Annotated in this window: 23 protein-coding genes and 1 other annotated feature; of the genes, 11 read left to right on the top strand and 12 right to left on the bottom strand. The window is 61.8% G+C overall.

Going from position 1 to position 25,024, the window contains the following annotated elements:
- The first annotated feature begins 3 nt into the window (after window positions 1-3).
- Together H9X91_RS00690 and H9X91_RS00685 are read left to right on the top strand one after the other, a co-directional pair.
- On the top strand, window positions 4-2,139 hold the full coding sequence (locus H9X91_RS00690; protein ID WP_204801490.1) for an FtsX-like permease family protein: 2,136 nt from the start codon (window positions 4-6) through the stop codon (window positions 2,137-2,139).
- 270 nt (window positions 2,140-2,409) lie between these two features.
- Complete coding sequence (locus H9X91_RS00685; protein WP_204801488.1) at window positions 2,410-5,592, top strand: S-layer homology domain-containing protein; 3,183 nt, start codon at window positions 2,410-2,412, stop codon at window positions 5,590-5,592.
- 150 nt (window positions 5,593-5,742) lie between these two features.
- On the opposite strand, the gene H9X91_RS00680 is transcribed toward H9X91_RS00685, so the two are convergent.
- The gene (locus H9X91_RS00680; protein ID WP_204801487.1) at window positions 5,743-6,654 is read right to left on the bottom strand and encodes a LysR family transcriptional regulator; all 912 of its coding nucleotides are present in this window, start codon (window positions 6,652-6,654) and stop codon (window positions 5,743-5,745) included.
- 291 nt (window positions 6,655-6,945) lie between these two features.
- Between H9X91_RS00680 and H9X91_RS00675 the strand changes: the two genes are divergently transcribed.
- The 5 genes from H9X91_RS00675 to H9X91_RS00655 all read left to right on the top strand — a co-directional run bounded on the left by H9X91_RS00675 (window position 6,946) and on the right by H9X91_RS00655 (window position 13,836).
- On the top strand, window positions 6,946-8,310 hold the full coding sequence (locus tag H9X91_RS00675; RefSeq protein ID WP_204801485.1) for a Na+/H+ antiporter NhaC family protein: 1,365 nt from the start codon (window positions 6,946-6,948) through the stop codon (window positions 8,308-8,310).
- A gap of 21 nt (window positions 8,311-8,331) precedes the next feature.
- Complete coding sequence (locus H9X91_RS00670) at window positions 8,332-9,528, top strand: mandelate racemase/muconate lactonizing enzyme family protein (protein WP_204801483.1); 1,197 nt, start codon at window positions 8,332-8,334, stop codon at window positions 9,526-9,528.
- Window positions 9,529-9,552: 24 nt separating this feature from the next.
- Complete coding sequence (gene megL, locus H9X91_RS00665) at window positions 9,553-10,749, top strand: methionine gamma-lyase (RefSeq protein WP_204801481.1); 1,197 nt, start codon at window positions 9,553-9,555, stop codon at window positions 10,747-10,749.
- Window positions 10,750-10,946: 197 nt separating this feature from the next.
- Entirely contained in the window at window positions 10,947-13,097 is a 2,151-nt protein-coding gene (locus tag H9X91_RS00660; protein WP_204801479.1) for a YcdB/YcdC domain-containing protein, read from the top strand.
- 352 nt (window positions 13,098-13,449) lie between these two features.
- A complete protein-coding gene (locus H9X91_RS00655) occupies window positions 13,450-13,836 on the top strand; it encodes a metal-dependent transcriptional regulator (protein WP_204801477.1) in 387 nt (128 codons plus the stop codon).
- 38 nt (window positions 13,837-13,874) lie between these two features.
- On the opposite strand, the gene H9X91_RS00650 is transcribed toward H9X91_RS00655, so the two are convergent.
- The 4 genes from H9X91_RS00650 to obgE all read right to left on the bottom strand — a co-directional run bounded on the left by H9X91_RS00650 (window position 13,875) and on the right by obgE (window position 18,650).
- On the bottom strand, window positions 13,875-14,435 hold the full coding sequence (locus tag H9X91_RS00650; protein ID WP_204801475.1) for a putative ABC transporter permease: 561 nt from the start codon (window positions 14,433-14,435) through the stop codon (window positions 13,875-13,877).
- Between the two features lie 97 nt (window positions 14,436-14,532).
- Window positions 14,533-15,354, bottom strand: a complete 822-nt coding sequence (locus H9X91_RS00645) for a polysaccharide deacetylase family protein (protein ID WP_243414369.1) — start codon at window positions 15,352-15,354, stop codon at window positions 14,533-14,535.
- A 126-nt stretch (window positions 15,355-15,480) separates the two neighbouring features.
- Window positions 15,481-16,863, bottom strand: a complete 1,383-nt coding sequence (locus tag H9X91_RS00640; RefSeq protein ID WP_204801473.1) for a TrpB-like pyridoxal phosphate-dependent enzyme — start codon at window positions 16,861-16,863, stop codon at window positions 15,481-15,483.
- An 88-nt stretch (window positions 16,864-16,951) separates the two neighbouring features.
- Window positions 16,952-17,203 (bottom strand) — a binding site (T-box leader).
- 160 nt (window positions 17,204-17,363) lie between these two features.
- Window positions 17,364-18,650 (bottom strand): GTPase ObgE, encoded by a 1,287-nt coding sequence (gene obgE, locus H9X91_RS00635; RefSeq protein WP_204801472.1) that lies wholly within the window; start codon window positions 18,648-18,650, stop codon window positions 17,364-17,366.
- 209 nt (window positions 18,651-18,859) lie between these two features.
- On the opposite strand from obgE, the gene H9X91_RS00630 reads away from it, so the two are divergent.
- Entirely contained in the window at window positions 18,860-19,033 is a 174-nt protein-coding gene (locus tag H9X91_RS00630; RefSeq protein ID WP_204801471.1) for a hypothetical protein, read from the top strand.
- Window positions 19,034-19,106: 73 nt separating this feature from the next.
- Here the strand turns inward: H9X91_RS00630 and rpmA are convergent, their stop codons facing one another.
- Genes rpmA through rplU form a run of 3 tightly spaced genes read right to left on the bottom strand, consistent with a single transcriptional unit; the run spans window position 19,107 to window position 20,077 of the window.
- Complete coding sequence (gene rpmA / locus H9X91_RS00625) at window positions 19,107-19,388, bottom strand: 50S ribosomal protein L27 (protein WP_025543765.1); 282 nt, start codon at window positions 19,386-19,388, stop codon at window positions 19,107-19,109.
- A 42-nt stretch (window positions 19,389-19,430) separates the two neighbouring features.
- Window positions 19,431-19,763, bottom strand: a complete 333-nt coding sequence (locus H9X91_RS00620) for a ribosomal-processing cysteine protease Prp (RefSeq protein WP_204801470.1) — start codon at window positions 19,761-19,763, stop codon at window positions 19,431-19,433.
- A gap of 2 nt (window positions 19,764-19,765) precedes the next feature.
- Complete coding sequence (rplU, locus tag H9X91_RS00615; protein WP_204801469.1) at window positions 19,766-20,077, bottom strand: 50S ribosomal protein L21; 312 nt, start codon at window positions 20,075-20,077, stop codon at window positions 19,766-19,768.
- Window positions 20,078-20,283: 206 nt separating this feature from the next.
- Here rplU and H9X91_RS00610 point away from each other — a divergent pair, with 206 nt between their 5' ends.
- The 3 genes from H9X91_RS00610 (at window position 20,284) to H9X91_RS00600 (ending at window position 21,435) form a co-directional block, all read left to right on the top strand.
- Window positions 20,284-20,742, top strand: coding sequence for an AraC family transcriptional regulator (locus H9X91_RS00610; protein WP_204801468.1), 459 nt, complete (start codon window positions 20,284-20,286; stop codon window positions 20,740-20,742).
- A gap of 118 nt (window positions 20,743-20,860) precedes the next feature.
- Window positions 20,861-21,220, top strand: coding sequence for a DUF3796 domain-containing protein (locus H9X91_RS00605; protein WP_204801467.1), 360 nt, complete (start codon window positions 20,861-20,863; stop codon window positions 21,218-21,220).
- Window positions 21,217-21,435, top strand: a complete 219-nt coding sequence (locus H9X91_RS00600) for a helix-turn-helix transcriptional regulator (RefSeq protein WP_204801466.1) — start codon at window positions 21,217-21,219, stop codon at window positions 21,433-21,435. Before H9X91_RS00605 ends, H9X91_RS00600 begins: the two co-directional genes overlap by 4 nt.
- Before the next feature lie 50 nt (window positions 21,436-21,485).
- Here the strand turns inward: H9X91_RS00600 and mtnN are convergent, their stop codons facing one another.
- The 4 genes from mtnN to H9X91_RS00580 form a co-directional block, all read right to left on the bottom strand.
- Complete coding sequence (mtnN, locus tag H9X91_RS00595; protein WP_204801465.1) at window positions 21,486-22,172, bottom strand: 5'-methylthioadenosine/S-adenosylhomocysteine nucleosidase; 687 nt, start codon at window positions 22,170-22,172, stop codon at window positions 21,486-21,488.
- Window positions 22,173-22,189: 17 nt separating this feature from the next.
- Complete coding sequence (locus tag H9X91_RS00590; protein ID WP_204801464.1) at window positions 22,190-22,597, bottom strand: zinc-ribbon domain-containing protein; 408 nt, start codon at window positions 22,595-22,597, stop codon at window positions 22,190-22,192.
- A gap of 28 nt (window positions 22,598-22,625) precedes the next feature.
- Window positions 22,626-23,549: a carbon-nitrogen hydrolase family protein gene (locus H9X91_RS00585; RefSeq protein WP_204801463.1), complete on the bottom strand. Its 924-nt coding sequence runs from the start codon at window positions 23,547-23,549 to the stop codon at window positions 22,626-22,628.
- A 145-nt stretch (window positions 23,550-23,694) separates the two neighbouring features.
- A complete protein-coding gene (locus tag H9X91_RS00580; protein ID WP_204801462.1) occupies window positions 23,695-24,903 on the bottom strand; it encodes an acetate/propionate family kinase in 1,209 nt (402 codons plus the stop codon).
- Window positions 24,904-25,024 lie beyond the last annotated feature (121 nt).

The raw sequence follows: 25,024 nt of genomic DNA, 5'->3' as shown, positions 1-25,024 counted from the left end.
ACCATGCGCTGCTTTTCCGACGCCTACGCGGCCCTGCGCCGCAAAAACAGGGGCCAGTACGCCCTCTTGGCGGGGTGCAGCTTCTTCTCCGTGCTGCTGATCACCGCCTATGTCTGCATGATGCGCTCCCCCACCATCCTCTCCGTCCTGCCGGAGGGCGGCGACAGCCGCAAACAGGTGATGATGGTGTTCGTCCTGGCGGTCATCGGCTGCGCCGTGTTCACCGCCTACGCCGCCGGGCTGTTCTTCCGGCAGAAGTCCCGTGAGACCGGCGTGTTCCTGGCCCTGGGGGCAACCCGCCGCCAGATGCAAAAAGAGATGGGCAAAGAACTGGCGGTGATCTCCCTGGGCTCCTGCGCCGCCGGGGCGGTCTTAGGCGGCCCCCTGGCCTGGGGCGTGTGGCAGATGTTCCGGCTGTTCCTGGTGGACTCTCAGGAGATGGCCCTGTCTTTCGATCCCCAGTCCTATCTCCTGTCCCTGACCTTTGCCGCCTACGTGGTGATCATGCTGTTCTTCCTGGGCGGGCGGTCCATCCGCCGCACCAACATCATCGACATCGTCCAGGAGTCCCACAAGTCCGAGCCCATCCGGGAGGTGAAGCGGTGGTACGGCCCCGTGGGCATCGCTCTGGTGGTGATCGGCGCCCTGGCGGGGTATCTGATGCCGTCGTTCTTCGTCACGGTACTCCACTGGTATCCCCCGGAGGGTCTGACCGCCCTGTTCTACCTGCCGGCGCTGGTCGGCATGTACATGATCCTGCTCCACACGGTGGTGAACGGCTGGCGGAAGCGCCACAAGTACCGGGACATCATCGCCGCCTCGATGATGAAATTCCAGGGCCGCCAGACCGTGCGGAACATGCTGGTGATGACGCTGCTCATTGCCGGCGCTTACTTCGCCAGCTTCTATGCCCCCATGCTGAACACCAGCTCCGCCTACAGCTTCTCCACCCGGCCGGTAGACTTCGAGTACCACTGGCGGAATGACCAGAACTGGCCGGAGCGGGAGGAAGTGGAGTCCCTGGCGGAAGAGTACGATGTGGACATCACCTCCTGGACCCAGACAGGCGCCGCCACCCTGGCCGGAGACGGCTATGTGCAGGTGGAGCAGGACAACGGCGCGCTTGGCACCACTTATACCGATGAGTACCGGGAGATCGCCTCCAGCGCAACCTTCTTCTCCGAGAGCGCCTGGAACGCCCTGACCGGCCAGAACATCGACCTGGCCCCCGGCACCTGCGCCAACGTGCTGGACGACGACGGCGGCAGCGACTACATCTCCGGCGGCGACGTGACTCTGGTCACCAACATGGTCACCGGCGCGCGCCTGTCCGTCACGCCGGCGGAGCCCCTGTGCTTCACCATGCTGCTGGGCAGCTACGTGCTGGACGACGCCGATTATGAGACCCTCACCGCCGGCCTCACGGACCTCTGGCGGGAGACCTGGGTGTTCTTCAACGTGGCGGACGTGGAGGCCAGCTATCCCTTTGCCGACGCCCTCTTCAACGAGATCGTGGACCGCTCCGGCCCGGAGATCGAGGTGTTCGACGCCTGGGACCCGGTGATCCGGGAGCAGGAGATCGCAGAGAAGGGCAGCTACGACTACGACAGTGAGGAGTACCTGGCAGCGAACAGCCTGGCGGTCATCGACTATGACCAGCGGGACACCTCCGATTTCCGCAACTACTGGCTGTATATGCCCCAGTTCCGGGTGCTGGACCAGAACGACTTCGTCACCACCATGGCGGTGTTCCTGGTGCTGTTCATCTTTATCGCCCTCATCTGCTTCGCGGCGGTCATCGTCATCGCCTTCACCCGGTGCATGACCATCGCCCTCACCAATGCGCGGGTCTACGACGACCTGCGGCACCTGGGGGCACCGGACCGCTACCTGTTCCGGTCCGTGAAGGGGCAGGTGTCCAAGGTGTTTCTGGTGCCCGCTATCGTGGGCACGGCGGTCATCTCCGCCTTCTACCTGATGATCATGTACTTCAACGACAACCGCTTCACCCCCGGCGAGTTCGCCGGCATGGCCGCCTGCGCCGCCGTGATCGCGGTGCTGTCGGCGGTGCTGTACGGGGTCTACCGCGTCACCCGCCGCAGCGTCTGCCGCCAGCTGGGCATCCGCCCGGGGCGGTGAGAAAGCGGCGGAGCGGCCCCGGCAGTGGCCAGGGCATCCCGGATCCGGGATGCCCTGGTTTTTGCGCCGGTTTTTGTAAAACACAGCTTGCCATTTGCGGCAGTCCGTGGTAAGATGATCCTGAAAAAATGACGAAATATTTGTTTCGCCATAATTGGAAAGAAACGGTATATCAGGCATCCGCTGCCATATTATATCAGAAAATACATGGAATTGTGAAAGCCTGATGGATCGGGTTCTGCCGGAACGAAAGAGAAGGAGTGGTACAAAATGAAAAAACGGTTCCTATCCATCCTGATGGCGCTCTGCCTGACGCTGACGCTGCTTCCCACAGCGGCGCTGGCGGCGGAAGGAGAAGATGACGAAAATGAGAGTACAGAGACAACAATTGGGGTTGTACAAGGCTCTGATGGAAAGTCTTATACTTCCATTCAAGCGGCAGTGGAGAAAGGACAAACAGAATTGACCCTGACAGGTGACACCTCTTTGGACATTACCGAATGGCCAGCAGAGGGATCGCTTGCGATTGATTTAAACAAAAATACTATTACAATAACCAATACAAATAAAGTTAAGATTGGCATTGCCGTGCCTGAAAATGAGACACTTACACTGAAAAATGGTTTGATTAAGGCAGAGCAGCAATTTGATGGGGCCCACTCTGTTTTTGTCCCAAAAGCAGATGCCACGATAGTATTGGATCATATTATAATGGAGACAAATGGCACAGCACTCTATCCTGCTGGAAATGCGGCGGAAGTTGTTGTGCGGGATTCTGCTATCACTGCTGGGTGCTTTGCGATTGGCACCAATGCGTCTATGGATTCAGATGGAGACCTGCTTTATAGCAGTGAGGTCAAAATCTCTTTGGAAAAGTCCACTATTAGTACGACGGGCAATAAAAATAACGATGGAGACGATTGCACAATTCTGCTCAATGTACCGGGAACACTGACAATTGATAACTGTAAGATTACCGGGCATCGCGTGGCTGTTTTGGTTCGTGGCGGTGAAGCTACGATCCGAAACTCTGAGATTAATCTTTCAGATGTGTTCAATGGAGAGGATAAAGACGACTACAATGAAAACTGGGGCTCCGGAAATGCAGTACCTATGGGCGCTTTGATTGTTGGAAATCGGAGCCAAAATGCATACAAATACTCTGCAAGCTGCACTTTGATTGATACAAAGGTCACTGCGGAAGATGGAGCCCGTGGTGCCTATGTGTATGGAATTGACAAAGACAGTCGCTCGGCTGGCTTGACAGTTGAAGGCGAAAGTGAGATTACTGTAAGCGGAGATGCTGAAAGCATTGAAATTGCTGGAGAAGGAAGTCAGGCAGTTGTCACTGGGGGTACTTTTAGCACCGATGTATCCCAATATTTCCCGGAAGATGTCAGCCTGAAGTGGGATAAAGATACCCATCAGGTCGTCATCGATACATCGACCGCCGTGGCAAAAGTAAACGGCGTGCCCTATGCAACGCTTCAAGCCGCCATCGATGTTGCCCAAGAGAATCAGACCGTGACCCTGCTGAAGGACACACAGGAAGATATCACCATTGGGGAAGGAAAGAAAATTACCCTGGATATGGGAAGCCATACGCTGACGAATCAATCTGGGGATACGATTTCCAACCATGGCACACTGACCGTGATCGGTTCCGGAACGGTGGACAATATTACGCATGGCAAAGGCGCTATTGTCAATTATGTGGGAGCCATTGCTAACCTGAATGGCGGCACCTTTACGCGGAGCCGGGAACAGACCTCAAATTCTTGGTACACAGTTAAAAACCTCGGCGAAATGACCATTGATGGAGCCACAGTTCAAACTGGCGAGAACAGCACCGGAAGTTCCAGCCTGATCGCCAACGGCTGGTATAACAGCGATAGCCCGACGACAGGCGACAGAAATGAGGAACATGAAGACAGTACAGTTGCGAAACTGACCATCATTTCCGGTACATTTTCCGGTGGCATGAACACGGTCAAAAATGATGACTATGGTGTACTGAACATTGAAGGCGGCACTTTCGCGAATACCACGGGCCCGCTGATTTTGAACTGGAATGAAGCGACGATCAGCGGCGGTACGTTCACAGCCAACACTGGCGCCGCTTTGGCAAACGGATATTTGAATGACAGCGGCGACAAGGGACAGTTCACCATCACCGGAGGTACATTTACTTCTGGCAACAATGGAGAGTCTGGACTGTTTGCCTATGGCGACAGCTCAAAAAATGGCGGAACGCTTTCTATCAGGGGTGGCGTGTTTGTTGGGCAGCTTTCGGGCTCTGCCCCTTATAAAGTGTCGATCTCTGCGGGCAGCTTTTCAAATCTGGTTCCCGAAGAGTATTGTGCCAAAGATTTTGTCCCAGTGACGACCAAAGACGACAACGGCATGTATACGGTGACAAAAGATGCGAAAGATGGGACAACCGTCACGGGGCTGACACTGGAACCGAAAAATCTGACCCTAACCGATGGCGAGACCTATCAGCTGAAAGCCGTTACCACTCCGGAGGGCAGCTCCCTCACCTGGACCAGCAGCAACACTTCTGTTGTGAAGGTCAATTCCTCCGGCCGTGTGACAGCCGTAGGCGCCGGAACAGCGACGATCAAGGTTGAGGCGGGTCAACTTTCCCTGACCTGCAAGGTGACGGTCAAGGCTGCGCCGTCTTCCTCCGGTTCCTCCTCCAGCGAGCCCAGCTACTCTCCGAAGCTGGACGTCTCCGACGGCGGCAGCATCAAGATCAACCCCCGCACCCCCGAGGAGGACGACGAGGTCACCATCACCGTGGACCCCGACAGCGGCTACGAGGTGGACGAGGTCACCGTCACCGACCGCAACGGCCGGGAGGTAAAGGTCACCGCCGAGCGTAACGGCACCTACACCTTCACCCAGCCCCGTGGCCGGGTGACCATCTCCGTCACCTTCGTCCGGGAGGGCGGCAGCACCTTCTTCTCCGACGTGCCGGAGTCCTTCTGGGCCTATGACGAGATCGCCTGGGCCTACGACAATGGCTACGTCAACGGCACCAGCGCCTCTGCCTTCAGCCCCAACGCCAGCATCTCCCGCCAGCAGGTGTGGATGATCCTGGCCCGGCTGTCCGGCGCTGACCCCGCCAATATGTCCGCCGCCAGGGAGTGGGCCGTGACCAATGGCGTCTCTGACGGCACGACCCCCGGCGGCGCCGTCACCCGCCAGCAGCTGGTGGCCCTGCTGTACCGCTACGCCACCCTGATGGGCTACGCCAATGACCAGCGGGCCGACCTGTCCGCCTATCCCGACGCGGGCACCGTGGCCGGCTACGCCGTGGAGCCCATGCAGTGGTCCGTTGCCAACAGCATCGTGGGCGGCACCAGCAACGGGACCCTGGATCCCACCGGCACCGCCACCCGCGCCCAGTTCGCGGTGATCCTGTACCGCTTCTGGGATCAGGTGGGCTGAGCCGATACAAGACCTATCCAGACGGCCGAGGCCGGGCGGAGATCTTCTCCGCCCGGCCCGCTTCTGTCCGGGGTGCCCTGGGGGATCCCCGGCGTGCATACGCAAGAAAGCCTGTGTTCCGAAGGAACACAGGCTTTTTCTCTGGATCGGTTACTGGGCCACCACCGCCTCCAGCTCCCGCAGGAAGGCGGAGAGGGGCTCCGGGATGGGGCCGCCGGCCGGCTGGATCCAGCCCAGGTGGATCTCCCGCTGGTGGCCCCGGATGGGGCGGCTCACCAGCTCCGGGCCGGCAAATCCCTCTGACAGGATGCCGGTGCCGATGGAGAAGGCGTCCGTGTGGGTCAGGGTGTTGATCATAGTGCCCCGGTCCACCACATAGATCCGCTTGGTAAAGGCGTTGAGACTGGAGAACAGGACCTCCTCGGAAAACTCCACGGACACGGAGACACCGGACTCAAAGGAGGCAAAGGGATACGCCTCCATGTCATCCAGGTCCACCTCCGCACGGGCGGCCATGGGGTGGTCCTTCCGGAAAAAGACGCAGGGGTCGATGGCCACCATCTCGTGGAACTCCAGATTCCTGGCCGCCAGATACTTGCGGATGAACTTCTCCGTGGAGGCGGAGAGGAAGATGATCCCCAAGTCGCTCCGCTTTTCGAACACGTCGCGGATCACGGCGTCCATGCTGCTCTCCCGCAGGTGGATCTCAAACTGTTCCGGGGCCAGCTTCTGGAAATAGCTGTAAAAGGCCTTGATGACGAAGGGATACCGCTGGGTGGAGATGGAGAAGCGGAAGGGCGCCGCCGACGACGGCTTGTCCGCATAGAAATTCAGGATGCGCTCCTCCTGCTCCAGCAGCGGCCGTGCGAAGTGGAGAAATTCCCGTCCGTCTTCCGTCAGCACCACGCCCTTCCGGGCCCGGGAGAAGATGGTGATCCCCAGCTCGTTTTCCAGCTCCTTCAGCACGCTGCTGAGGTGGGGCTGGGTGATGTAAAGTTCCTGGGCGGCTTTGCTGATGGTCCCATGCCGGGCGATCTCCGCCACATATCTGATCTGCTGCAAGGTCAATGTGCTTCCTCCTCTGTGACGAAAGCAGGTGAAACTGCATAAAAGGAACCGGGCAGTTTTGTTCTATTTTTTTTAGCTATGCCCATACATACCTTTTTCGGAATTGTACTTTTTCCACAAACCGGGTAACGTTGAAAGCGCAGAGATGACATCATACCTCTGCCTATAAGGATATCTGTGGAAACGGAAAAAAGCAAGAGCCAAAACAAGGGGGGATCGCTCACACCTCAAAAACAGTCTGGACCCATGAGACAGATCTACAGATGAAAGGGAGAAATCAAGCGCATGATCAAACAGAACAAAAACTGGGGTTTGAAATCCTTTATCCCACTGCTCACATTCCTGGCGGTGTACCTGGGCGCCGGCGTCGTGTTTTCCCTGATGGGAACGGAGAACCCGTTCAAGCAGATCTCCCGGGAATTCGCGGTGCTGTGCGGCCTTACCACGGTGATCCTGCTGAGCCGCAGCCGCAAGAACATCGACCTGAACATCGACCTGGTGGCCAAGCACTGCGGCGAGCCCGGCGTCATGCTGATGATCATGATCTTTGCCCTGGCCGGAGCCTTCTCCGGCGCGGCCGAGGCCATGGGCGGCACGGAGGCGGCCGTGAATTTCGGGCTGTCCATCATCCCGCGGCAGTTCGTATTCGCCGGCGTTTTCGTGATCTCATCCGCCCTGGGGCTGGCCACCGGCACGTCCATGGGCACCATCGCCGCCATCGGACCCATTGCCCTGGGCATCGCGGAAGAGGCGGACCTCTCCGCCGGCGTGGCCATTGCGGCGGTCATCGGCGGCGGCATGTTCGGCGACAACCTGTCCGTGATTTCCGACACCACCATCGCCGCCACCCGGGGCGCCGGCTGCAAAATGAACGACAAGTTCAAGATGAACGGCCTGATCGCCCTGCCCGCGGCCCTGATCACCATCGTGATCTACTGCCTGGTGGGCAGCGGCGGTGAGCTGGCCGGCGTCTATGAGTACAGCCTGATCAAGATCCTGCCCTACATCGTGGTGCTGGTCACGGCTCTGATCGGTCTGAACGTGGTGCTGGTGCTGCTGCTGGGGACCATCGTGGCCGGCGTGATCGGCTTTGCCACCGGCAGCCTGACCCTGGCCACCTATTCCGCCGGCATCACCGACGGCATCAGCGGCATGGCCAGCATCATCATCGTCACCATCATCCTCCGGGGCCTCACCGGTATCGCCAAGGAGTACAGGGGCATCGACTGGCTGGTGGAGAAGATGGGCAAGCATATGCACACCCGCCGCAGCGCGGAGTATGGCATGTGCCTGCTGACGGGACTGGTGGATATGTCCATGGGCAACAACACCATGGCCATCCTGGTCAGCGCGCCCCTGGCCATGCGGTTCGCCAGGAAGTTCAACATCTCCCGCAAGCGGGTGGCCAGCCTGCTGGATATCTCCGCCTGCGTCTTCCAGAGCTTTATCCCCCACGGCGGACAGCTGATGCTGGGCATCTCCATGACCGGACTCTCTCCGTTCGCGCTGATCGCCGCCTCCTACTATCCCATCCTGCTGGGCCTGGCGACCATCGTCACCATCCAGTTCGGCCTGCTGAAGACGAAAGAGGAGAAGAACGGCATCAGCCTCTATCCCGAGGGGGAAGAGGAAGCGGCCGCTGCGGAATAAAAAGAAAGAGAGGAAACCCATATGAAAATCACCAGCATCGACATTTTCGACTTCGCCAAGTGCCTGAATTACGAGGACTGTGCCCCCATCTGCATCCGCATCAACACGGACAGCGGCATCTGCGGCTTCGGTGAGGTGGGCCTGGCCTACGGCAACGCCCACAACGCAGGCATCGGCATGGTCAAGGACTTCGGCCAGCTGATCATCGGCATGGATCCCCTGAACAGCGAGGCCATCCGGGAGAAGCTGTTCCGCACCACCTTCTGGGGCATGGGCGGCGGCACCGTCATCAACGCCGGCATGAGCGCCATCGACATCGCCCTGTGGGACATCAAGGGCAAGTACTACAAGGCTCCGGTCTACCAGCTGCTGGGCGGCAAGACCAATGAGAAGCTGCGGGCCTACGCCAGCCAGATCCAGTTCGACTGGGACCTGGAGGACCGGAACATGGTCACGCCGGAGCAGTACGCCGAGGCGGCCAAGAAGGCCATGGCCCAGGGCTACACGGCAGTGAAGGTAGACCCTGTCGGCGTGGCCGCCAGCGGCAACTGGCAGCGCACCCGCCAGGAGGCGGACTGGCGGCTCCGGGGCCAGATGCCCAAGAAGGTGCTGGACACCGTGCGGGCCCGCCTGCAGGCCATCCGGGACCTGAGCGATGACCTGGACATCATCATCGAGCTCCACGCCTTCACGGACACCAGCACCGCCATCCAGCTGGCCAACTACGTCGACGACCTGAACATCATGTACTATGAGGAGCCGGTCCATCCCCTGAACCCCGTCTCCATGCGGGAGATCCGGGACAAGATCAACATCCCCGTGGCCTCCGGCGAGCGCATCTACACCCGCCTGGGCTACCGGCCCTTCTTCGAGAACCGCTCCCTCAGCGTGATCCAGCCGGACGTGTGCCTGTGCGGCGGCATCTCCGAGACCAAGAAGATCTGCGACATGGCGGACACCTACGACGTCAAGGTGCAGGTCCACGTCTGCGGCGGTCCCATCTCCCAGGCGGCGGCCCTGCACGTGGAGACGGTGATCCCCAACTTCCTGATCCACGAGCAGCACTCCTACGGCATCAAGGAAGGTCTGCGGAAGACCTGCGTCTACGACTACCTGCCGGACGACCACGGCGAGCTGACCGTCCCCGAGCTGCCGGGCATCGGCCAGGAGATCACGGAAGAGACCATGGCAAAGACCCACGTCTGCACCATCCAGTAAGATTTGTAAAGGAGACCGGCACACATGGAACACACAGGAACTGGATTCGGCACACAGGTCATCCACTCCGGCGTAACGCCGGGGAAGGACTGCCGCCCTTTGAGCATGCCGATCTATCAGACCTCCACCTTCTATTTTGACACCTGCGAGCAGGGCGGCAGATGCTTTGCCGGGGAAGAGGGCGGCTATTACTACTCCCGGATGGGCAACCCCACCGTACAGCTGCTGGAGGAGAAGATCGCAGCGCTGGAGGGTGCGGAGGCGGCCGTGGCCACCGGCTCCGGCATGGGCGCCATCTCCTCCGCGCTGTGGAGCATCGCCGGCGCAGGGAAGCACATCCTGGCGGACAAGACGCTGTACGGCTGCACCTTTGCCCTGCTGGGCCACGGCATGACCCGCTACGGCGTGGAGGTGACGTTCATCGACACGTCGGACCTGAAGGCCGTGGAGGAGAATCTGCGGGAGAACACCTGCGCGGTCTATCTGGAGACACCGGCCAATCCCACGCTGAAGATCGCGGACATCCAGGCCGTGGCCAGGATCGCCCACGGATACGATCCCAACATCAAGGTCGTGGTGGACAATACCTTTGCCACGCCCTATCTCCAGAGACCCCTGGAGCTGGGAGCGGACATGGTGGTCCACTCCGCCACCAAGTTCCTCAACGGCCACGGCGACGCCCTGGCGGGCTTTGTCTGCGGCAGGCGGGACCTGATGGATCAGGTGCGGATGTTCGGCGTGAAGGACATGACCGGCTCCGTCCTGGGGGCGCAGGAGGCGTTCCTGGTCCTGCGGGGCCTGAAGACCTTTGAGCTCCGGATGATGCGCCACTGTGAAAATGCCCGGAAGCTGGCGGACTACCTGGTGACGGATCCCAGAGTGGAGACCGTCTATTTCCCGGGGGTACCCACCCACCCCGGCCATGAGACGGCAAAGAAGCAGATGCGCTGCTTCGGCCCGGTGATGTCCATTGAGATCAAGGGCGGAAAGCAGGCGGGGATGGATTTTGTGGACCACCTCCGCATGTGCAGGATCGCCGTCAGTCTGGGAGACGCGGAGACGCTGGTGCAGCACGCCGCCTCCATGACCCACTCCGCCTATTCCCCGGAAGAGCTGAAGGCGGCGGGGATCCCCGAGGGGCTGGTCCGCATCTCCGTGGGCCTGGAGAACGCGGAGGACATCATCGCCGATGTGAAGCAGGCACTGGACCATGTGAAATGACAGGGTGTCCCCTCTGATCGAAAACAAGGCGGAAGGAGCCGCGGGCGACTGGCCCGCGGCTCTCCTGCATCCGGACGCCGGAAGGGAGGCGGCGGACAAAAATCCAGAAAGAATCCGCAGCATCACTGGAAATTTTACGTCTAAAGGGATAGAATGGAATCACCATTCCGGAAACTGCCGACATGGAGGGAAGAACGATGAAGAAGCTGCTTTCTCTGACTCTGGCCCTGGTGATGGCCCTGGGACTGGCACTGCCGGCCTCCGCTGCGGAGGAGACTGCGGACGAATCGCTGGCCCGCATCACCAAAAGCGTGAAGGACACTCTGGATCTGGACACAGAGGACTATGACGACTTCTGGGGTGAGCGGTATGAGGACGGCCTGACCGGCGTATGGGACCTTTACTGGTCCGGCCTGGATACGGACCTGTCCGTCTCGGCCCTGGACGACGGGACCGTCATCAGCTACCGGGCGGGACAACCCTATACAGTCTCCGGCAGCGAGACGTTCCCCACATTCCCGCAAGGGGACGCTGCCGCAGCCGCCCGGGCCGCTGATGACTTTCTGGACAAGGTCCTGACGGCGGGAGAGAGCGTGGAACTGGGCGAGCCCCGGGGCATGGACACCCTGGGCGGCGACAGCTACCGCTTCTCCGGCATGATCCTGCTGAACGGCCTGCCCTCGCCGCTGAGCTACTCCATCACGGTGGACGCAGCGGACAACCAGGTCCGCTCCTTCTCCCGGGACGCGGCGGCGAATGTCTTCCTGGGAGATGTACCCGCCTCTGCTGCCTCTGTGAGCCGGGACCGAGCCGCCGGCCTCCTGACGGACACACTGGCGGTAAAGCTGGAATACGTACGGGAGGCGGACAGCTCCACCGCCGTGCTCCGGTATCTGCCGGAGGACACGCACGCCTTCTACGTGGATGCCGCCACGGGCGAGCTGCTGGACATGACGGAGCTGGAAGAGCAGATGGAAGGCCTGGGCATGGGCGGCAGTTCCAGCGACAACGCCACAGCGGGAGAGAGCAGCGACAGCGGTCTGAGCCCGGCGGAGCAGGCCGGCATCGCCCAGATGGAGGGCGTCCGGTCATCTGACGCGCTGGACCAGAGCCTGCGGGCCGAGGCGGCCTATGGCCTGGCGGATTACGCCCTGTCCTCCGCCGCCTACCGGCTGGTAGAGGCCGCGGAGAACGGGGAGGAGGACCAAGTCCTCTGCGTCCTGTCCTACATGCGGCCGGAGGAGGACGGCAGCCGCTCCCGCACCATCACGGTGGACGCCCGCACCGGCGCGGTCCTGTCCGTGTCCTCCCGTGCGCCCTGGCTGGAGGAGGGGGAGACCCCGGCCTTGTCCCGGGCAGAGGCGCAGACCCAGGCGGAAACATTCCTGGCTGCCTTCTGCGGCGCCCGCTGGAAGGACCTGGTCCTCTATGAGGACAGCCCGGCCGACACAGAGGACCAACGGCCCTATGACACCTTCACCTATGTCCAGCAGGTGAACGGGATCCCCTTCCCGGAGAACCGCTATACAGTCTCCATCGACAGCGCCGACGGGTCCGTGTACCGGCTGGACTACAACTATGACGAGGATGTGACGTTTGCCAGCACCGCCGGCATCGTCGGCGAGGCGGCGGCCCTGTCCGCCTGGGCGGGGACGTATGACACGGTCCTGGCCTACCGCCTGGTGCCGCGGCCGCTGGACGGCAGCCATGAGACGGAGGCCCGCCTGCTGGAGCTGGGGCTCACCCACTTCTATGAGCTGCGGCTGACCTATGCGCTGGAGCGGGAGGACTGGTGTCCGGGCATCGACGCCGCCACCGGTAAGCCGGTGGTGCCGGAGAAGCAGGACACGGCCATCACCTATACGGACCTCTCGGGCTCCGGCGTGAAGGCGGATGTGGAGAAGCTGGCCCGCTACGGCGTGGGGTATGACGGAGGCCGATTCCAGCCGGCAAAGCAGCTGACGCAATGGGATCTGGTGGCCCTGCTGGCCAGTTTGGACGGCTATCGCATCGACCCGGAGACGGCAGATGAGAGCACCCGGGACGCCGCTTATTCCGCGGCCTACCGGATGGGCGCCCTGGCCCGGGGGACTCGGGATGAGGACAGCGCCGTCACCCGGGGGCAGGCGGTGAAGTGCCTGCTGGACTGCGCCGGCTACGGCCCCGCCGCCCGGCTCCAGGGCATCTACACCTGCGCTTACAGCGACGCCGCGGACATCCCGGAGGCGGATCTGGGCTATGCGGCCATCGCCCAGGCGCTGGGCATGGCGCAGGGGAGCTACCGGGGAGACCAGACAGCCACCCGGGGTGAGCTGGCCTCCATGCTCTGCCGCCTGCTGGAGCGGTGATGCCTGATGGGCAGGCGATTGACCGCACCTGCTGACGGGATCGAAGTCGGAGAGAAACGTGCGCAGGAAGCCGGTATCCGGCTGCCCGGGGTTTGACACGGAGCCCGGAGCGATCACGGCGCGGCTGGATGCTGCCTCTGAACGGCGATCCCCGGCTGCAGACCACCCGCAGTTGGGACGAGCGGCGCCTCCAGCTTCATGACGGGGAGTGATCTCCGTGCTGCGAGAAAGACACCGCTCCCAGAACGAACACGGCGCCTTTCTTCAGACTAAAAAATCAGCTTGCAATCTCACGCCATAGCTGTTAACATAAATAAAAGGCTTTGCGCCAAGATTAGAGAGGTTGAGAGCTATGGTAATCCATGAGTCTGCGGAAGACTATCTGGAGTCGATCCTGGTCTTGCAGCAGCGGCGGGGGCAGGTGCGGTCCATTGACATCGTCAATGAGCTGGGATACTCCAAGCCCAGCATCAGCATCGCCATGAAAAAGCTGCGGGAAAATGGGTATATCTCCATGGACCCGGATGGGATCATCACGCTGAATGAAAGCGGCATGGAGATCGCCAGCCGGGTCTACGGCCGCCACAAGACCCTCTCCAAGCTGTTTGTGCTGATGGGGGTCACGCCGGAGGTGGCCTCAGAGGACGCCTGCAAGGTGGAGCATGACCTCAGTGAGGAGACCTTCCGCTGCATCCAGAGCTATCTGGAAAAGATGATGGGAACGCAGAAAGAGGACTGACAGCGTCAGTCCTCTTTTTGTTTGAGAAAAGGCGGAGGTCATCGAAACAGCAGCAGCACACATTCAGCCGCAAGCAGCACAACCACTGCACCCGAGGCCGCCAGCCGAACCCGGGAGGAGAGAGAACCCACCAGCCGCTGGAACAGAGGCTGCAGTACATACAGGAACAGCAGGCCGCCCAGACCGAATCGGATGGAGGGAGACAGGGCGATGCGGCCCTCGAAGTTGATGTCATAATCCAGGTACGTCTGCCAGGGCCAGGCTCCGGTGAGGGCCTCCAGAATGTAGCTGGTGGCCAGCTCGATGGCGGTGGCCGTGATCATGCAGCCCAGGAACACCAGCACCGGTTTCGCCCAGCGGATCCAAGACGGCTCCCGCTTGGCCATGAGTCTGGAGAAGCACAGCAGGAACACCAGGGCGCCCACTCCGTACACCGGGCAGTAGGGGCCCAGCAGCACGCCCCGGTTGGTGAACCCCCAGCGATAGACGACGACCTCCAGAAAGACCTCATACAGCCATCCCAGAACAGAGTAGAAAAAGAAATAGAGCACATAGGCCTGGACCGCCTCGAACCGCTTTGCCTTGGAGAGATACCGCATGGGATGCAGCCCCCTTTCATCCTCTCCATCCTACCATGTCCGGCGGCGGGAAGCAAGAGGGAGGCGCAGGATTCTCCGGCATACGGCTGGCGGCATGTCAGGACAGCCCCGGCAGCTGGGTCAGAGGAGCGAAGGTATAGCCCATCTCCTCCCATTTCGTCAGCAGGTCGTCCAGGATCGCGGCGTTGGTGGCGGAGGTGGAGTGGAGCAGCACGATGGCCCCGTCATGGATCCGCGGCAGCAGCTTGGCATAGGCTTCCTCCGCAGAGGGCTGTGCGTCTGTGTTCCAGTCCACATAGGCCAGACTCCAGAAGACGGTGGTGTAGCCCAGCTGCTGGGCCTGCTTCAGATTCTCCTCGCTGTACTTCCCCTGGGGCGGCCGGTAGAATTTGGAGAGGGGCCGCCCGGTGGTCTCCTGGTACAGCGTCTCCAGATCCGTCAGCTCCTTCTGGAAGGAGGTCAGGTCCGAGATGCTGGACATATCCGGGTGATGGAAGGTGTGGTTGCCCACGATGTGGCCCTCCTCCGCCATGCGGCGGACGATGTCCGGAGCGGACTCCACCATGTGGCCCACCACGAAGAAGGCGGCAGGGGCGCTGTGCTTTTTCAGGGCGTCCAGAATGGCCTCCGTGTAGCCGTTTTCATATCCGCAGTCAAAGGTCAGGTAGAGGACCTTTTGGCTGGTGTCCCCCAGGTAGTAGGCGTTGTACTGGGCCAGGTCCTCCGCGGAGACGTTGCCCACCGGGGATTCTCCCTCCGTGGGGAAGGACAGCCCCCAGTCCGCGGCGGCGGGCACGGCAGCAGGGGCGGAGGCGGTGAGGGATTGCGGCGGATCGGCAAAATAGAACAGCGCGGCCAGAACCAGGCATAAAGAGGCGGACACCAGAGCCATGGCGCCGCGGCGGTTGGGATTCGACATGAGACATTCCTCCAGTCCGGACAAAGGGATTCATGTCCAGTCTGTGCGGTCAGGCGCCAATTATGCAGGGAAACGACGCAAAAACAGCGGAGGACGAACCGTCCTCCGCTGTTTGAGAATGGGCGCTTACTCCTGTCCCGGCACCTTGGGCAGCTGGGCGAAGCTGGCCTCCAGCTCGGCGTCGGTGGGGATGTAGTCGGTCATCTGGCCGTTGTGGAACTTCTCGTAGGCCACCATGTCAAAGTAGCCGGTGCCGGTGAGGCCGAAGACGATGGTCTTTTCCTCGCCGGTCTCCCTGCACTTCAGCGCCTCGTCAATGGCCACCCGGATGGCGTGGCTGGACTCCGGCGCGGGGAGGATGCCCTCCACCCGGGCGAACTGCTCCGCCGCCTCAAAGACCTTCGTCTGCTCCACCGCCCGGGCCTCCATCAGTCCCTCGTGGTACAGCTCGGAGAGCACCGGGCTCATGCCGTGGTACCGCAGACCGCCGGCGTGGTTGGCGGAGGGGATGAAGCCCGCGCCCAGGGTGTACATCTTGGCCAGGGGGCAGACCTTGCCGGTGTCGCAGAAGTCGTAGGCGAATTTGCCGCGGGTGAAGCTGGGGCAGGAGGCGGGCTCCACGGCGATGAACTGGTAGTCCCGCTCACCCCGGAGCTTCTCGCCCATGAAGGGGGAGATCAGGCCGCCCAGGTTGCTGCCGCCGCCGGCGCAGCCGATGATGATGTCCGGCACGATGCTGTACTTGTCCAGGGCCGCCTTGGTCTCCAGGCCGATGATGGACTGATGCAGCAGCACCTGGTTCAGCACACTTCCCAGCACGTACCGGTAGCCGGGCTGGCTGGCGGCGGCCTCCACCGCCTCGGAGATGGCGCAGCCCAGGGAGCCGGTGGTGCCGGGGTGCTCCTTCAAGATCGCCCGGCCCACGTTGGTGGTGTCGGAGGGGGAGGGGGTGACGGTGGCTCCGTAGGTCCGCATGACCTCCCGCCGGAAGGGCTTCTGCTCGTAGCTGACCTTCACCATGTACACCTGGCAGTCCAGGCCCAGGTAGGAGCAGGCCATGGAGAGGGCGGTGCCCCACTGGCCGGCGCCGGTCTCTGTGGTGACGCCCTTGAGGCCCTGGTTCTTGGCGTAGTAGGCCTGGGCGATGGCGCTGTTGAGCTTGTGGGAGCCGGAGGTGTTGTTGCCTTCAAACTTGTAGTAGATCTTGGCGGGGGTCTGGAGCTTCTCCTCCAAACAGTAGGCCCGCACCAGGGGAGAGGGCCGGTACATCTTGTAGAAGTCCCGGATCTCCTGGGGGATGGGGATCTCCCGGGTGTCGTTGTCCAGCTCCTGACGGATCAGCTCGTCGCAGAACACCGGCCGCAGGTCGTCGAAGCCCATGGGCGCGCCGGTGGCGGGGTTCAGCAGGGGGGCGGGCTTGGTCTTCATGTCTGCCCGGACATTGTACCAATTCTTGGGCATCTCGTCTTCGGTGAGGTAGATCTTGTAGGGGATTTTCTCGAATGTCATGGCGCTTGCTCCTTTCTGATCTGCGGTCCTCCGGAGAGAAGGCAAACAAAAAAGACCTTCCTCCCACAAGGACCCATTCCTATGGTTCCCTTGGGACAAAAGTCTGAAAACTTCTGCGGTGCCACCCAACTTGGCGAAAAAATTCGCCCCCTCGGCGACGTGCCAACACACATCTTTCCCTGGTAACGGGGGAAAAGCCCGTCGGTCCTTACTGGGGAAACTTCCCGTTCAGTCCGCCCTCCGCAGTCCATTCGGCGGGGCCCCTTCTGCTGCCATCCCACCACCGGCAGCTCTCTTGGAGAAGCGACGTCCGTGTACTCGTCTGCGTCATCGGTTTGTCATTTTGAACTTGGGGTGAGTGTACAACAGAAAAAGCCCGCCTGTCAAGCCCTGAAAAAGACTTTATCGGTTTCGTCTAAAAAACGCCGGAAATTTCTGCTATTTTTCTCCTTAACAAACAAAAAAGCGGCGGCGGGCCGTAGGACCCGCCGCCTGGAGCTTTATCGCTGATACTCGAACTCGAAGTCGTACAGGGACACGGTATCCCCGTCCTGGATGCCAGCTTCCTCCAGCTTCTGGAAGAAACCGTTGTCCCGCAGCACCTTGTCGAACCACATCCGGCTCTCGTAGTCGGCGAAGTTCACGTTGCCCATGACCTGCCGCAGCCAGGTGCTCTCCACGATCCAGGTGCCGTCGTCCTCCCGGTGGATGTCCAGAGGCGCGGAGGCGTCGATCGCCGGCGCCTTCGGCACATACTCCGGCTCGTACACTGTGACGGGAGGCAGGACGGACAGCATCTCCGCCGCCTTTTTCACCAGCTCCGCCGTGCCCTGATGGGCGGCCGCGGAGATCTTCACCAGGGTATAGCCCTTGGCCTCCACATGGGCACGGAGACGCTCCAGGTTGTCGGAGTCCGGGGACAGGATGTCCGCCTTGTTGGCGGCCACGATCTGGGGCCGTGTGGCCAGATCCGGGCTGTACTGGGAGAGCTCCGCGTTGATGGCGTCAAAGTCCTCCACCGGGTCCCGGCCCTCGCTGCCGGACACATCCACCACGTGGATCAGCAGCCGGCAGCGGTCCACGTGCCGCAGGAAATCGTGGCCCAGGCCGGCGCCTTCGCTGGCGCCCTCGATGATGCCGGGGATGTCCGCCATGACGAAGCTGACGCCGTCCTCCACCCAGACCACGCCCAGGTTGGGGAACAGGGTGGTGAAGTGGTAGTTGGCGATCTTGGGCTGGGCCTTGGAGACCACGGACAGCAGCGTGGACTTGCCCACATTGGGGAAGCCCACCAGCCCCACGTCCGCCAGCAGCTTCAGCTCCAGGACCACGTCGTGGGCCTCGCCGGGCAGGCCCGCCTTGGCGAACCGGGGCACCTGCCGGGTGGGGGTGGCGAAGTGGCTGTTGCCCCAGCCGCCCCGGCCGCCCCTGCAGAGGACGTAGGGCTCGCTGCCGGACATATCCTGCATGATCTCGCCGGACTCCGCGTCCCGCACCAGGGTGCCCCGGGGGACCTTGATGACAAGGTCCTGGCCGTCTTTGCCGGTCTTGCGGGCCCCCTGGCCGTCGGCGCCGTTGCCCGCCACATACTTGCGCTTGTAGCGGAAATCCATCAGGGTGGACATGTTGTCGTCCACCTGCAGAATGATGGAGCCGCCCCGGCCGCCGTCGCCGCCGTCCGGCCCGCCGGCGGCCACGTATTTCTCCCGGTGGAAGGAGACGGCGCCGTTGCCGCCGCTCCCCGCCCGGACGGAGATCCGAGCCTTATCGATGAAAGAAGTTGCCATTTTCGTACCTCTCGTGTATTCTTATCTTGAAAGCAGAATTTTCAGTCCTGCCTATTTTATCCGAAAACCTTCCGCACGTCAAGAGCGGAGGCCTCCCTGCCGGTCTCGCGCGCGGCCGCAAATCAGAAGAGGGTGTGGAACAGCGGACTGGGCTATGCGATCCTGCTTTTGCCATATCATCGATGTTTAGAGAGAGGGGAGGCCGCACGATGGCGGACGTGATCCTGCTGATCCTGTTGGTATGTGTCCTGTATTTTCTGCTGTGTCTGCTGATTGCCTTTGTACGGGCCATGCTCCCCGGCAAAAGGAGCCGGAGATCACGCTTCAAGGACACGTTCTGGACGTTTTTTCTGGAAATCCTGAATCCCCTCAACTGGTTTTGACGGCCGCTGGGCAGAGAGACCCTGTGACTGCAAAAAACCGCCCCGGTCAGATGACCGGGGCGGTTCGGCTTGCTTATTCAGCTTCGTAAACAGAGACCTGCTTGCGATCCTTGCCCAGCCGCTCGAAGCGGACCGTGCCGCTGACGGTGGCGAACAGGGTGTCGTCGGTGCCCTTGCCCACGTTCACGCCGGGGTGGATGTGGGTGCCGCGCTGACGCACCAGGATGTTGCCGGCCTGCACGAACTGACCGTCGGCACGCTTGGCGCCCAGGCGCTTAGCCTTGGAATCACGGCCGTTCTTGGTGGAGCCGCCGCCCTTCTTGTGGGCGAAGAACTGAAGACCAATGCGAATCATGATACGGACCATCCTTTCTGCAGAATTTTTAGATGGGGAGGCTCAGTCGTCCTCCAGAACTTCGATGTTGTCGGGATACTCGTCATGGAGCTGTGCGAAGTAGACCATCAGCCCTGTCATCAGGGACTGGCAGGTGCTCTCCGTGACCTCATCCAGGCCCCCCGGCAGGCGGAGGGAGATGGACGCGTCCTGCTCCCGGATCTTCACCGATGCGGCCAGACCCAGCACGTCGTTGACGGTGGTCTCCACCAGACGGACGGCGCTGGTGACGGCGGCGCAGACGATGTCCTCGCCCGCCTCAGCGTAGCCGCTGTGGCCCCTGGCCTCTAAACCGGTGATCCGGTCATCCTCCATGCGGAATACGACAGTGGTCATACTCAGACGGAGATCTTGCCGATCTCGACCTTGGTGTAAGGCTGACGATGGCCCTGACGCTTGCGGTAACCCTTCTTGGCGTTGTACTTGAAAATGCGGATCTTCTTGCCCTTGCCGTTCTTGACGATCTTGCCCTCCACAGAGGCGCCCTCCACCACGGGAGTGCCGAAGGTGGCCTTCTCGCCGTCGATGATGGCCAGGACCTGATCGAACTTCACGGTGTCGCCGGCTTCCTGGTCCAGCTTCTCGATGTAGACCACGTCGCCCTCGGCCACCTTGTACTGCTTGCCGCCAGTCACGATGATTGCGTTCATTGCGTTGTTTCAACTCCTTCATTACGGGCTCGCTGTCGGGGGCGGTCCAGACGGACACTTATTGACCCATTCAAAGCGGCTCAATTAGTATATCAGCCAAAATCTGAAAAGTCAATCATTTTAAAAAAGTTCTTGCAAAATATTTTAATAGGATTTACCATTTCGCTGTCCGGCCGGACACAGATCAACATACAGGAGGTGGTCACTTGACCATTGAGAAGCTGGAAGACATGCAGATCGCCTATATGCGCCGGACCGGCGGGTATGGCGAAGGCAACCGACAGCTGATGGAGCGGTTCAAACGGTACCTGCGGGCGAATGGACTGTTTCGGGCGAATACGACGATCCTGGGCATCGCCCTGGACGATCCGGCACGGACCCCGGAGGACCGGCAGAGGTATGATGTGGGCGTGGTCCTCACCGGCGGAGAGGGCCCCTGCGGCCTGCCGGCCCGCACCATTGCCGGAGGCCGCTATGCGGTGTTTGAGGTCCCCCATACGGAAGAAGGGGTATCGGATTTTTGGAGAGACCTTCCTCGAATCGCGGCACAGCTGCCCGTGGACACTACGAGACCGATCCTCGAGCGATATGCACGCCAAAAGCTCTTGGCGCATCTCTGCGAGTTTTGCGTGCCTCTGCTAGAAAGAAAACACGGTGGGATTTGAGGCGCAAAGAGTGTCCATGCCAGAGCCATGCTTGACAGCACAGATGGAAAGTGATATATTTACCATATAAAGAGCGAAATATACCACAAACCGAAATACTTGACTTGGGGGGTCACTTATGAAAAAGCAGATGCTGTACGGGATGCTGGGGTTTCTCTCTCTGCTGGGCTTCGTGGGCCTTTTTACGGAGGAGAGGAGCTTTCTGGGCTTCTTCGCCTTCGCTGTGGACTTCCAGTATTTCTTCCTGAAGTCCGACGAGATGCTGGAGGAGCAGCTGGCCCGGTCTGCCTCCCGGGCGTTTGTGGCCGGGATGCTGGTGATGGCGGCCGCCGTGCTGGGGATGCTGGCCCTGGGGCGCTTTGACCCCAGCCGGGCCCTGCTTACCGGCTGTGCGGCGGGCTGGGCTGCCTCTGTGGTGGTCTACGCCCTGACCGCCGCCTGGTACGGCTTCCGGGAAAACTGGGGGCTGGAGCCGTGATCCGCAACCGGATGAAGGAGCACCGGGCCCGTCTGGGCCTGAAGCAGGAGGATCTGGCAAGGCTGGTGGGGGTCCGGCGGGAGACCATCGGCAACCTGGAGAAGGGGCGCTACAATCCCTCCCTGGTCCTGGCCTGGAACATCGCAAAGGTGTTTGGCGTGCCCATTGAGGAAGTGTTCACTGTGGAGCCGGACAACACGGCGGAAAGAGAATGAGGATAGCAGCAGCGCCCGGCGGGAATGATCCCCGCCGGGCGCTTTGCGCGTTATTCCCGAATTTCCTGCAGCGCCCTGGCCAGGGGCAGCACCGCCCGTCCCAGGGCCTCCAGGGCCTGTCCGAAGTCAAAGTACTCCTCCGCCTGACTGTCGGAGAACAGATGGTCCGAGACGGATTTCACCGACACGAACCGGACGTTGTTCCGCAGGCACACCTGGGCGATGGCGCCGCCCTCCATCTCCGTCAGCAGGGGGGAGAAGGTGTCCCGGATAAAAGCGGCCCGCTCTCCCTTGACGGCGAACCAGTCCCCGGTGGCCACCCGGCCGGTGACTGCCGGATGGCCCAGGGAGGCCAAAATCTCCGCGCACCGCTCCGGCTGCCAGGTGGGGAAGGCCACCTGGTTCACCGTGGACACCAGGCCGATGGGGTCCCCCACGGCGGTGGTGTCCACATCGTGCTGGACGAACTCCGACGCCACCACCAGCGTGCCGGTGGGCAGGTCCGTCAGGCACCCGGCCACGCCGGCGTTGAGGATCAGGTCCACGCCGTACTTGAGGCACAGCAGCTCCGCAGCCATGGCGGCGTTGACCTTGCTGACGCCGCCGGCGCAGGCCAGGATGCCGGGCGCCGCCTCGAAGATGGGGACGCCGGAGACGGTCTCCGCCGGCTCCAGATCCCGGGCTCCCGGCAGGGCGTGGAATTCCGACGGCATGGCGAATTGCAGGGCGATTTTCATGGCGATCAAAAGCCTCCTTATGGGATGTCCGGCAGTTTCCTGCCGCATTTGGCGCAGAAGGCAAAGCCCTCGCCCACCTCCGCCCCGCAGTAGGGGCAGTAGCGGAGTTCCGCTCCAGTCGGCGGGATGTCCCGGAACACCGGCGCGTCCGCATCGCCGCCGAACTGCTGATCCCAGGGGTCTGGCTCTTCCTGGTTGTCCACGATGTCAAAGGAGGAATAGCGGTTTTTCCCGGTGGCGTTTTTGAAGTTGTAGACGGCCTGGACGATGCCGATGATGATAAACAGCACGCCGAAGATGGGGAAGAAGGCAGGGGCGCCCATGGAGGCGGTCGATACGGTCCAGAAGATGCCGAAAATCACGGCAATGATGGCGCCGAAGGCCCCCATGGCTGAGGGGCCCCGGCCGGGCTTGACGTGTTTCACAGCGAGATACCCTCCTTCATTTGTCCGCTCACCGGTCGTCCACCGTCAGCTTCAGCACGTCGGGGCGGGAGTAGTGACCGCAGCCGTCGAACTCCATCCGGCTCCGAGGCACCTGGGTCAGGTCCAGATCAGCCAGAATGACGGCCTCCCGGTCCCAGACGGGCTGGGTCACATAGTGGCCGTAGGGGTCCACCACGCAGCTGCCGCCCCGGCAGACGATGTCCGGCAGGCGGCCGATCTCCTCCGGGCAGTGGAGCCCGGCGGGGTACATGTCCCGGGTGAACACCATGTCGCAGTTGATGAAGAAGCAGTGCCCCTCGATGGCGATGTGGCGGATGGTGGACTGCCACTCCTCGTTGTCGTTGGTGTTGGGGGAGAGGTACAGGGTGATGCCCTTTTCATACAGGGCCACCCGGGCCAGGGGCATGTAGCTCTCCCAGCAGATGAGGCTGGCCATGGGGCCCCAGGGGGTCTGGGCGATGGGGAAGTAATGGCGGTCCGCGTCGCCCCACACCACCCGCTCCGCGCCGGTGGGCTTCAGCTTCCGGTGGACGGTGAGCAGCTCCCCCTCGGGGGAGAAGATGAGGTTGGTGTTGTACAGCGTGGCATTGACATGGTCCCGCTCCGAGACGCCGATGCTCACATAGGCCCGGGCCTCCCGGGCCGCACGGGCCAGGACCTCCGTCTCCGGCCCCGGCACCAGGATGGAGTTGTCGTAGTACAGCCCCCAGTCCTTCCGGCCCGGGGCGGTCCGACTGCCCACGGTGAAGCCGAAGGTCATGCCGTAGGGATAGCCGGGAATGAACAGCTCCGGAAACACGATCAGCTCCGCCCGCTCCGCCGCCGCGGCGCGGATCAGCTCCACCGCCTTCACGGTGCAGGCGGCCTTGTCAAACATCACAGGGGCGGCCTGGATCACGGCGATCCGGCAGCTCTCCCGCAGGTCTCGCATGTTCGATCACCTCATTGCAAAATGTTCGTGGGATGTGGTTCGAGTATATCATACCGTCCGCCCCGGGGCAAGGGCCGCGGAGAGAAAAGAACGGAGGGCAGGCCATTGGCCTGCCCTCCCGGATATGCGGAGATGGAGATTGAGCTTACTTGCCCTTGACGATGGCGGCGGTATCAGTGGCGATCATGAGCTCCTCGTTGGTGGGGATCAGCAGGACCTTCACCTTGGAGTCGGCGGCGGAGATGACGGTCTCCTTGCCGCGGACGTCGTTGGCGGCGGGATCCAGCTTCACGCCCATGTACTCCAGACCGTCGCACACCATGGCGCGGATGCCCTTGTCGTTCTCGCCCACGCCGGCGGTGAAGATGATGGCATCCACCCCGCCCATGGCGGCGGCATAGGCGCCCACGTACTTCTTCACCTCATAGGCGAACTTCTCCTCGGCCAGCTGGGCACGCGCGTTGCCCTCGCCAGCGGCGGTCTCCAGATCCCGGAAGTCGGAGCTGACGCCGGACAGGCCCTCCACGCCGGACTTCTTGTTGAGGATGTTCAGCATCTCGTCGATGTTCATGCCGTACTTGTTCATCAGATACTGCAGGATGCCGGCGTCCAGATCGCCGGAGCGGGTGCCCATGGGCAGGCCGGCCAGGGGCGTGAAGCCCATGGAGGTGTCCACGCTCTTGCCGCCGTCCACGGCGGCGATGGAGGAGCCGTTGCCCAGGTGGCAGGAGATCAGCTTCAGCTCCTCAGGCTTCTTGCCCAGCATGGCGGCGGCGCGGCCGGAGACATACTTGTGGGAGGTGCCATGGAAGCCGTAGCGGCGGACCTTGTCCTTCTCATAGTACTCGTAGGGCAGGGCGTACATATAGGCCTTGGCGGGCATGGTCTGGTGGAAGGCGGTGTCGAACACGGCCACCTGGGGCACGTCCTTGCCCATGACGGCGGTGCAGGCGTTGATGCCGGTGATGTTGGCAGGGTTGTGGAGGGGGGCTAGGGGGATGCACTCCTCCAGGGCCTTCATGACCTCGTCCGTGATCAGGACGGAGCCGGCGAAGGCCTCGCCGCCGTGGACCACCCGGTGACCCACAGCGTCGATCTCCTGCATGGAGCCGATGACGCCGTTGTCCTTGTCCACCAGGGCGTTCAGAACGGCCTGGATGGCCTCGGAGTGGGTGGGCATGGCCACGTCGACGGCGTCCAGCACCTGCTTGCCCTCCACCTGGGGCTTGTAGGTGAACTTGCCGTCAATGCCGATGCGCTCGCACAGGCCCTTGGCCAGCAGGGCGCCGGTCTCGGGGTTCAGCAGCTGATACTTCAGGGAAGAGCTGCCAGCGTTGATAACCAGAATGTTCATGTTTACCGTCTCCTCTTCTTTTGGGGCCTCCGGGGGACGCCCCGAATCGTAAGATCCGTGTACAGATCCTGTACAGAACGGGTCCCGCTCTCCGATGGGGCGGGACGATACATACCTTCAT

The organism is Oscillibacter valericigenes, assembly GCF_016902445.1.
GTDB classification, from domain to species: Bacteria; Bacillota; Clostridia; order Oscillospirales; family Oscillospiraceae; genus Oscillibacter; species Oscillibacter avistercoris.
This window is presented reverse-complemented; position numbering and strand designations above follow the sequence as displayed.